Genomic DNA, 8,960 nt, shown 5'->3' with positions numbered 1-8,960 from the left:
CCCGCCGCACCGAGTCCGGCAACGCCACCGGCCGCTTCCTCGGCCCCTCGTGGACGTCAACGGTCGACGAGCATCTTCAGATCGACGCGATCGGCGTCGTCCACGTCACCGCCGGCGGCCTGCTGATCACCTACGCCCACCCCGTACCCGGCTCCCCCACCCGCCCGGAGTCCGGCACGGCCCGCACCCTGCTGGAACGCGACGTCGACGGCGACTACACCCTCACCGACCCCGACACCGGCCTGGTCCGCCGCTTCACCGCTCCGTACGGCAGTGAGCCGGGCGAGGACGGCACCGCCTGGCTGACCTCCCTCACCGACCGCAACGGTCACGGTGTCACCGTCGACCGCACCGACGACGGCCTCCCCCTCGCCCTGGTCCACTCCGGCGGCTACCACGTCAAGATCGTCCTGGCCGACGGCCGGATCACCGCCCTCACCCTCGCCGGCGCCGGCGAGGACGGCGCCGATCTGCCGCTGATGTCCTACGGCTACGACCTCGACGGCAACCTCACCGCCGTCACCAAGCCCTCCGGCGCCACCACCACCTTCCTCTACGACGACCGCCGCCGCGTCACCGCCTGGATCGACTCGAACAACAGCCGGTACGACTACACCTACGACGACCACGACCGCGTGATCGCCGAAGGCGGCCAGGCCGGCCACGTCCAGATCACCCTCTCCTACAGCGGTCCCGATCCGGAGACGGGCCACCGCACCACGGTGCTGACCACGGCCGATGGCCACGTCACCCGCCACCTGATCGACCGCCGGTGCCGCGTCGTCGCCACCACCGATCCGCTGGGCCACACCACCCGGTTCTCCTACGACGACCGCGGCAACCTGCTCAGCCGCACCGACCCCCTCGGCCGTACCACCGCTCTCGGCTACGACGAGGACGGTCGGCCGACCGTCGTCACCCGCCCCGACGGCAGGGAGTCACGCGTCGAGCGTGGTCCCTCGGGCCTGCCGGTGGAGCTGGTCGGCCCCGACGGGGCGCGTCGGCGTCAGGAGTTCGACGAGCGCGGCAACCGGACGGCGGTCACCGACCCCTCCGGGCACACCATGCGCTTCGCCTACGACGACCGCGGCCGTCTGGTCTCCGTCACCGACGCGTTGGGCGCCGTCACCAGGGTGCGCTCCGACAGGGCGGGGTTGCCTGTCGAGATCACCGACCCGGCCGGAGGCGTCACCCGGATCGAACGTGACGCTCTCGGCCGGACGCTCCGCGTCACCGATCCGGTGGGCGCGGTGACCGGGTACGCCTGGACCGTCGACGGCGAACTCGCCCGCCTGACACACCCCGACGGCTCGACCGAGTCCTGGACGTACGACGGCGAGGGCAACCCCCTGACCCACACCGACGCCGCCGGCGGAGTCACCCGATGTGAGTACACCCACTTCGACCTCCTCACCGCACGCACCGGTCCGGACGGGACGCGCCACGAGTTCGAGCACGACGCGAACCTGCGGCTGATCCGTGTCACCGCGCCGCAAGGGCTCGCCTGGTCCTACGAGTACGACGGGGCCGGGCGGCTGGTCGCGGAGACCGACTTCGACGACCGCACCGTCACCTACGAGCTCGATGCCGCAGGGCAGCTCGTCACCCGAACCGACCATCTCGGCGGGACCATCCGGTACGCCTACGACGAGCTCGGCCGGATGACCCGCAAGGACGCGGCCGGCCAGGTCACCACCTACGTCCACGACCCGGCCGGACGGCTGGTCCACGCGTCCGGCCCGGACGGCGAACTCGTACGCCGGTACGACCGGCGTGGCCTGCTCAGGACCGAGCTGGTCGACGGCCGGGCCCTCGACCTCGCGTACGACGCGGCAGGCCGCCGGGTCCGGCGCACCACTCCCACGGGCATGGTCACCACCTACGCCCATGACGCCGCGGGCCGCCCCACCCGGGTGACCTCCGGGGGGCGTGAGATCGCCTTCTCCCACGACGCGGCCGGCCGTGAGGTGAAGCGCGTCTTCGGTGGCACCCTGACCCTTGCCTCGGCGTGGGACGAGGCCGGACGGCTCACCGGCCAGCACCTCGCCATCGGTGACCGCACCCTCAACCGCCGCACCTACGACTACCGCGCCGACGGACACCTCGGCGCGGTCACCGACCAGTTCTCGGGCACCCGCACCTTCGACGTCGACCCGGCCGGCCGGGTCACCGCGGTGCACGCCCAGGGCTGGACCGAGCGGTACGCGTACGACGCCGCCGGTAACCAGACCGAGGCGTCCTGGCCGGCGTCCCACCCCGGCCACGAAGCCACCGGGCCCCGCGCCTACACCGGCACCCGTATCACCCGGGCCGGCGATGTCCGCTTCGAGCACGACGCCCTCGGCCGCGTCACGCTGCGACAGAAGGCGCGGCTGTCCCGCAAGCCCGACACCTGGCGCTACGCGTGGGACACCGAGGACCGCCTGACTTCGGTGATCACCCCGGACGGCACCGTCTGGCGCTACACCTACGACCCGCTGGGCCGGCGTACCGCCAAACTGCGGATGGCGGAGGACGGCCGGACCGTGCGGGAGCGGGTGGTCTTCACCTGGGACGGGGCGACCCTGTGCGAGCAGACGACGCGGTCCACCGAGCTGCCGCACCCTGTCACCCTCACCTGGGACCACCAGGGTCCGAGGCCCATCGCACAGACGGAGCGGATCATCGCGGCGGACGCGCCGCAGCGGGAGATCGACTCCCGCTTCTTCGCCATCGTCACCGACCTCGTCGGCGCTCCCCGGGAACTCGTCGGCGAAGGCGGGGAGATCGCATGGCGCACCCGTACCACCCTCTGGGGAACCACCGCCTGGAACAAGGACGCCACCACCTACACGCCGCTCCGCTTCCCCGGCCAGTACAACGACCCGGAAACGGGCCTGCACTACAACTACTTCCGTCATTACGACCCGGAGACCGCCCGCTATCTCACCGCTGACCCCCTGGGGCTCGCGCCCGCACCGAACCCTCGCACCTACGTACCCAACCCGCAGCGCCAGGCGGATCCGCTCGGTCTCGCACCCGACTACGGGGAGAGGGAGTTCTACACGGTCCAGGACGCCGAGAACGCGGCCCGGTTGCGGGCGGACGGCACGCCGTGGCCCACGGACGAGCACCGTGCCCACCTGGGGCCCGGAGTGTATTCGTGGGGCTCGCTCGACGAGGCCGAACGCTACGCGGACCTCCTGCGCAACCGCCGGAACGCGGATGTGGAGATCGTGCCCTTCCGCCTGAGCGAGTCGGACCTCGCCGCTCTGCGGCAGACTCATGTGGGGAGGATGACCGAGTCGGAGATGGACGAGTTCATCGACCGCCACAGCATCATGTACGGGCGTGGGGAGCCCCATGACTTCGACTACATCTCCCGTCCCACCAACATGGGGACGGAGCACTACTTCCACGCGGGCGTCTTCGGTCTGCTGAGATTCCTCTGAGAAGGGGCACGAGAGAGCCACCCATGCCGTTCACACACGTCTACAAGCAGCGCATCGGCCCCTGGGGCCTCGTGGCCCGCATCTCCCTGGAGGTGCGGTCCGTGGAGAGGCCGCCGCGCGGTGCACACGAACTGGAGGGCACGTCCGTCTGGTGGCTGCCTCCGGCCGGTCTCCCGCCGGCGGACGAGGAATGGATGGGCTTCGGGCTCGGGCTGGTTGCCGGTCAGCTCGAAGGCCTGGGCGGCGAGGACGAGCCGGCGGTGCTCGTCGACGTGTCCGACTGGACCGTCCCCATGGTGACGGACTACCAGGAGGAGGTCGCCGCCGCGGCTGTCGTCGAGTGCCTTCGGGAGCATTACGGCATTCGCGGCGTCGACATCGGGCTCTCGTTCGACCGCGAGCGCAATCGGTACGGGTTCACGTGGAACGGCGCGCCGGCGCCGATCGGTCGGGGGTGACCGTCGCCTGACCTCCCCCGGCGGCCGGAGCGCGCCTCGGCGACCTGGCGGTCGCGGGCGGCGCGCCCCCGCCGGGGCTGTCCTTGTCGGAAAATGCCGGCCGCGTCACCCTCCCCGGAACACGGCTCCATGCCCACCGCTCCCCCGGCTCTCAGCCGAGTTGGTGGGCGCGGTGGCGGTGCAGGACCAGGGGGCGCGCGTCCCCGTCGTGGGAGACCTCCAGGGCGTGGCCCACCAGGAGGGTGTGATCGCCCACTTCGATGGCACGTTCGACGGAGCAGACGAACACCGCGGACGTGTGGCTCAGGACGGGGTGGCCGTCACGAACGGTGTGCGGAACACCGTCGAAGCGACGGAGCGGGTCTCCCTGGGCGAACCGGCGGTACAGCTCCCGCTGCGGCCAGGAGACGACGTTCACGGCGAAGCCGCCGGTGCGCAGGGCGTGGGTCAGGGTGCGGCTGGTGTTCGCGAGCGACACCAGCAGCGAGGGCGGCTGCGCGGACAACGAGATGACGGAGTTGACGGTGCAGCCCAGCGGGCCGTCCGGGCTCTGCGTCGTGATGATGCTCACGCCGCTGGGGAGGTGGGTCATGGCGGCGCAGAAGGCGTCGCGGTCGGCGCACGGCCCGTGCCGGTGGCCGCCGGAGGCCGGCACCGGGTCGGTGGCAGCGGCGGTGCTGGTGGGTACGGAAAGGCCCATGGGGTGACTCCTCAGGAGGCGGGCAGCAACGGGGGTGCGGTGGACACGGGTGCGGACGGACGGCTGAGGACCGGGCTCAACGCTTCCTCGACGGCCGCGAGCCGCGCACGGAGCTCTTCGCGGCTGTCGGCTCCGACGACCACGTGTCCCGGACGCTCGTGGCTGTGCCGCCAGACCGGCAGACGGGTGCCGGGCTGCGCGTGCAGCACCAGTTCCACCACGCCGTCGAGGGCCCGGCAGTGGTCGGGGTCGGCATGGCCGACCAGGACGGCGTCCTCCCAGGGGAAGTAGTGGACGGCCGCGTGGGCGAAGCGGGGCTGCGGATCGACGCCGGCGCCGGCCGTTGCGGGCAGGACGGACCGGACGGCCAGTTCGTACTGGTCGATCCCGGTGATCAGGCGGGTCAGCAGCGGGATGCGGTCTCCCCCCGGCCGGGTGTGCGTCTCGATCACGTGCACCCGGCCGTCCTCGACCTTGACCTCGGTGTGGCTGGCGCCGCGCTCCACGCCGAGGGCGTCCAGGCAGCGGCGCACGGTCTCCTCGATGCGGCCGCTCACGGCCTCGTCGACGAGGGCGGGGACCTCGTGACCGGTCTCGATGAAGCGCGGACGTCCGCTGGTGCGCTTGGCGGTGATGCCGAGGATGCGGTGGCCGTCCTCGCCGGAGACGGCCTCCACGCTGTACTCCGGGCCACCGACGTAGCGCTCCCAGAGCATGCCGCGCAGTTCCTCGCGCAGCTCCCGGTACTCGGCCGGGTCGGTGACACTGCGCACGCCTCGGCTGCCGGCTCCCCTGACGGGCTTGACGACCAGGGGGAAGTCCTCGGGGCCCGGATCCTCCTGACCGACGACGCCGAAGGCGGGACCGGGACAGGTGGCCTGCAGCGCCCGCCGCATGACCAGCTTGTCGCGGGTCCGCAGCACGGCGCCCACGGACACCGACGGCAGCCCCAGTGCCTCGGAGAGCAGTGCGGCGGGCAGCAGGCCGAACTCGGTGAAGGAGAGGACGGCGGCGACGTCGCGGGGCAGCGGCACCTCCAGCAGGGATGCGGGATCCTCCCGGTAGGGAGCTCGGTGGACGGCGAGGACACCCGGCCCGGCCTGCGGCAGGGGCTCACCGGTGTCGACGACCTGGACGTAGGGGATGCCCAGGCGGGTCAGGGCCTCGGGGCCGTCGGCGGGACGGGCTCCGACGAGGACCACGGGCGGCTCGGAGTGGTGGCTCGTCATCGGAGCTCCTTGACCGGTGTCGTGGCGGGGGCGGGGACGTCGTGCAGTTGGGCGGCGAGGGCCGTCCGGTCCGTCTTGCCGTTGCCGTTCAAGGGCAGTTCGGCGCGGACATGGAGGTGGGCGGGGACCATGTAGGCGGGCAGCCGGTCACGGAGTGCGGCGATCAGCGTGTCGGGGTGCGGGTCGTCCCCGGTGCACACCGCGTGCAGCTCGGTCCCCTGGTGAGCGGTGGGCAGCGCGAGGACCACGGCGTCGTGCACGTCACGCTGGTCGCGCAGGGCGGACTCGATCTCGCCGAGTTCCACGCGGTAGCCGTCGACCTTCACCTGGTGGTCGAGGCGGCCGAGGTGGAGCAGTCCGTCCCGGCCGGACGGACGGACCCGGTCGCCCGTGCGGTACCACATACGGGCCGGCACCTCCGCCGGTCGGGCGGCCGAGCCGCTGCCCGGCGTCTCGTCGCGAGGCCCGGCCGGATCGGTGCCGCCGGGTCCGGTGGCGGCCGCCGGGTCGGTGGGCCGGTCGCCGTCCAGGTCCCAGAAACGTCCGGCGTTGTCGGCGGGGTCCAGGTAGCCCGGGAAGCGCTGAGGCCCCCGCACGCACAGTTCCCCCTCCTCCGCCGGCTGCCCCTCGGCGTCCAGGACGCGATACTCCATGTGGGGGTAGACGCGCCCGATCGGCACCGTTCCGTTGGCGGTCGCCGGCCACTCGCCCGGGTCCGGGCCGAGTCCGAACTCCGCGCAGGTGATGGTCAGTTCCGTCGGCCCGTAGAAGTTCTCCAGCCGCGAGGAAGGTGCCGCCGCCTGCCAGGCCCGGGCCTGCTGAAGGGTGAGCGGCTCCCCCGCGAAGAGGCTGTGGCGCAGTCGCGGCATGGCCCCGGGGCGCAGCGCCCGCATCCGGCGGGCGAAGGAGATCACCGACGGGACGGAGCACCAGTGGGTCAGCTGCCGGTCGTTGACGAACCGCACCGGCGCCAGGATCTCGTCCTTGCTCGGGACCACGAGGGCCGCACCGGCGCCCCACGCGGTGAACATGTCGAACACCGACACGTCGAAGGTGAGGTCGAAGGTCTGGGAGAGCCGGGAGCCTGGCCCCACCTCGTAGCGCTCGATGACGTGGGCGAGGTACGGAGCGACGTTCTCGTGGAGTACCGGCACGCCCTTGGGGGTGCCGGTGCTGCCGGAGGTGAACAGGATGTAGGCGGGCGCACCCGGCTCACCCCGGCGGGGTGCCGGTCCGCCGGAAGCCGTCCTGGCCAGGTCCGCCGGGTCCGCCGGGTCTGTCAGGTCTGCCAGGTCGAGCAGCGGCACACCCGGCCCGCCGGTGTCCCCGCTCCCGTCGGTCAGCACCAGGTCGAGGCCCGCGCGCCGGGCGACCGAGGCGTTGCGGGCGCCCGGCCAGGCGGTGTTGAGCGGGACGACCGTGGCGCCGAGCCGTTGCACGGCCAGGTAACCCGCGTACGTGGCGGGCCGCCGTCCGGCCAGCAGACCGACGCGGCGCGGCGGCGCGGGGACGGCGCTCAGGATGCCCGCCGCGACGCGGGCGCTGCGGGCGTCGAGTTCTCGGTAGGTCAGCGTCTGCCCGTCGGCCTCCAGGGCGATCCGGTCGGGGTGGCGGGCCGCCGACGCGGCGAACCACTCGTGCAGGGTGCCGGGCACGTCCCCGGTGCGGCCGGTCACCAGGACGCTCCCGCGCTCACGGCGGCGGGGCGGGCGGCGGCCACGTCGTCGGGACCGATCGCGGTGAGGATGCGGTCGAAGGCGGTGCGCACCAGCGAGGCGCGCGGCCTGCCGCGTGCCGCCGACTGGGCGGCGTAGCGCAGGGAGCGGGACAGTTCGCCCCATGCGGTGGCGGTCGCCGGCCGGGCGCGGTGCAGGTACTGGTGGTGGCGTGCCGCGGCCCAGAGGTCCTCGGCGTACCGGACCAGGGACTCCGGGTCGGACGGCAGCAGGTCCCGGAGGAAGGCGAGGGAGGCCGCGGTGCCGCTGACCCATTCCCCCGGGCGCGGATCGAACCGGCCGGCGCCGTGCTCCAGCCAGCGGTGGCTGCCCGGGTCCGGCAGCCAGGCGGGGCCGCCACCGAGGGCGTACTCGTCGCGCTGGTGCAGCACGACGTCCAGGCCGGGCAACGGGGCCAGCACGGCGCGCAGTTCGGCCTCGTCGAGCCAGCCGCGGTACGGCGCCTGGTGGCCCTCGGGCAGCAGGGCGTCGAAGTCGTCGACCACCAGCCAGCGGTCGCCGTCGCGGGCGGCGAGGCGCAGCCAGTGCGGCACGTCGCGGATCTGGTGGGAGGGACTCCACGGCAGGTTGCGGCAGTTGGCCACGGCGAGCACGTCGCCCTGGCGGGCGAACTCGCTCCGCAGGGCGGACAGCGCGTCGTCCCAGTGGCGCGCGCCGCGGTAGCTGAAGTCGGGTGCGACGCGGTGGTGGTGGCTGAAGGCCAGGGTGCCGTCGAGGCCGTCGCGGCGGACGGACAGGGCGAAACCGGTCGCCAGCCGCCGCTCGGCCGCGGGGTCGGTGAGGTGGAGGTGTTCCTTGAGGTTGGTGGTGTAGCAGCTCAGTGCTTCAGCGGGCACGGAGATCTCCAAAGGCGCAGCTCACGGGATGGACACTGAGGTGACGCAGGGCGATCCAGCTGAGATCGCCCACGGTCCCGGTGCGCGGTCGCACCGGGACGTCGAGGGACCACGGGCGGCCGGCCATGCCGGTGCCGTCGGCCTTCACGCAGGCCTCCTGCACGGTCCATACCCAGGCGAACTCCAGGGCGCGGCGGTCGGCCGGCAGGGGTGACAGTTCGCCCGCGCGGTCGCGCAGGCACCGGCGGACCAGTCCGGGTGACAGGTCGGGTCCCGGGGGCAGTTGGACGTCCACGCCCACCCGGCGGCCGGGAGCCACGGCGGCCGCCACCAGGTCACCGCCCGGCCCGTGGTCCACCGCGGCGTCCACGCGCCCGCCCCGGCCGTGGTGGGGGCCGTCGTGGGAGAGGCTGACGCCCAGGTCGGGCAGCCCGTCCAGCACGGGCCGGCCGCGGACGTCGGCGGTCAGCGGGACGTCCTCCGTCCCGGGGCACACCTGGGCGAGCAGGGCGCGCAGCAGTCCCCGTGCGGCGAGGGACTGGCGGCGCCGCCACGACGGCCGGCCGCTCA

At 73.4% G+C, this 8,960-nt stretch carries 7 protein-coding genes; 2 read left to right on the top strand and 5 right to left on the bottom strand.

Annotated elements, in window-relative coordinates; translation table 11 throughout:
• Positions 1 to 3,431, top strand: a 3,431-nt coding sequence (locus ACOV8S_RS31760; protein ID WP_448321957.1) for an RHS repeat-associated core domain-containing protein, incomplete at its 5' end; no start/stop codon positions are given.
• 23 nt (positions 3,432 to 3,454) lie between these two features.
• A complete protein-coding gene (locus ACOV8S_RS31755) occupies positions 3,455 to 3,889 on the top strand; it encodes a hypothetical protein (protein ID WP_448321955.1) in 435 nt (144 codons plus the stop codon).
• 151 nt (positions 3,890 to 4,040) lie between these two features.
• On the opposite strand, the gene ACOV8S_RS31750 is transcribed toward ACOV8S_RS31755, so the two are convergent.
• The 5 genes from ACOV8S_RS31750 to ACOV8S_RS31730 all read right to left on the bottom strand — a co-directional run.
• Positions 4,041 to 4,589 (bottom strand): flavin reductase family protein, encoded by a 549-nt coding sequence (locus ACOV8S_RS31750; RefSeq protein WP_448321953.1) that lies wholly within the window; start codon positions 4,587 to 4,589, stop codon positions 4,041 to 4,043.
• Between the two features lie 11 nt (positions 4,590 to 4,600).
• A complete protein-coding gene (locus ACOV8S_RS31745; protein WP_448321951.1) occupies positions 4,601 to 5,818 on the bottom strand; it encodes an ATP-grasp domain-containing protein in 1,218 nt (405 codons plus the stop codon).
• On the bottom strand, positions 5,815 to 7,494 hold the full coding sequence (locus ACOV8S_RS31740) for an AMP-binding protein (protein WP_448321949.1): 1,680 nt from the start codon (positions 7,492 to 7,494) through the stop codon (positions 5,815 to 5,817). The genes ACOV8S_RS31745 and ACOV8S_RS31740 overlap by 4 nt, the downstream gene beginning before the upstream one ends.
• Positions 7,491 to 8,390, bottom strand: coding sequence for a hypothetical protein (locus tag ACOV8S_RS31735; RefSeq protein ID WP_448321948.1), 900 nt, complete (start codon positions 8,388 to 8,390; stop codon positions 7,491 to 7,493). The genes ACOV8S_RS31740 and ACOV8S_RS31735 overlap by 4 nt, the downstream gene beginning before the upstream one ends.
• Positions 8,380 to 8,960, bottom strand: a 581-nt coding sequence (locus ACOV8S_RS31730) for a 4'-phosphopantetheinyl transferase family protein (protein WP_448321946.1), incomplete at its 5' end; no start/stop codon positions are given. The genes ACOV8S_RS31730 and ACOV8S_RS31735, both read right to left, overlap by 11 nt.

This window comes from Streptomyces sp. CO7 (genome assembly GCF_053474865.1).
The sequence above is the reverse complement of the archived record's forward strand: the minus strand, read 5'-3'. Positions and strand labels throughout refer to the sequence as shown.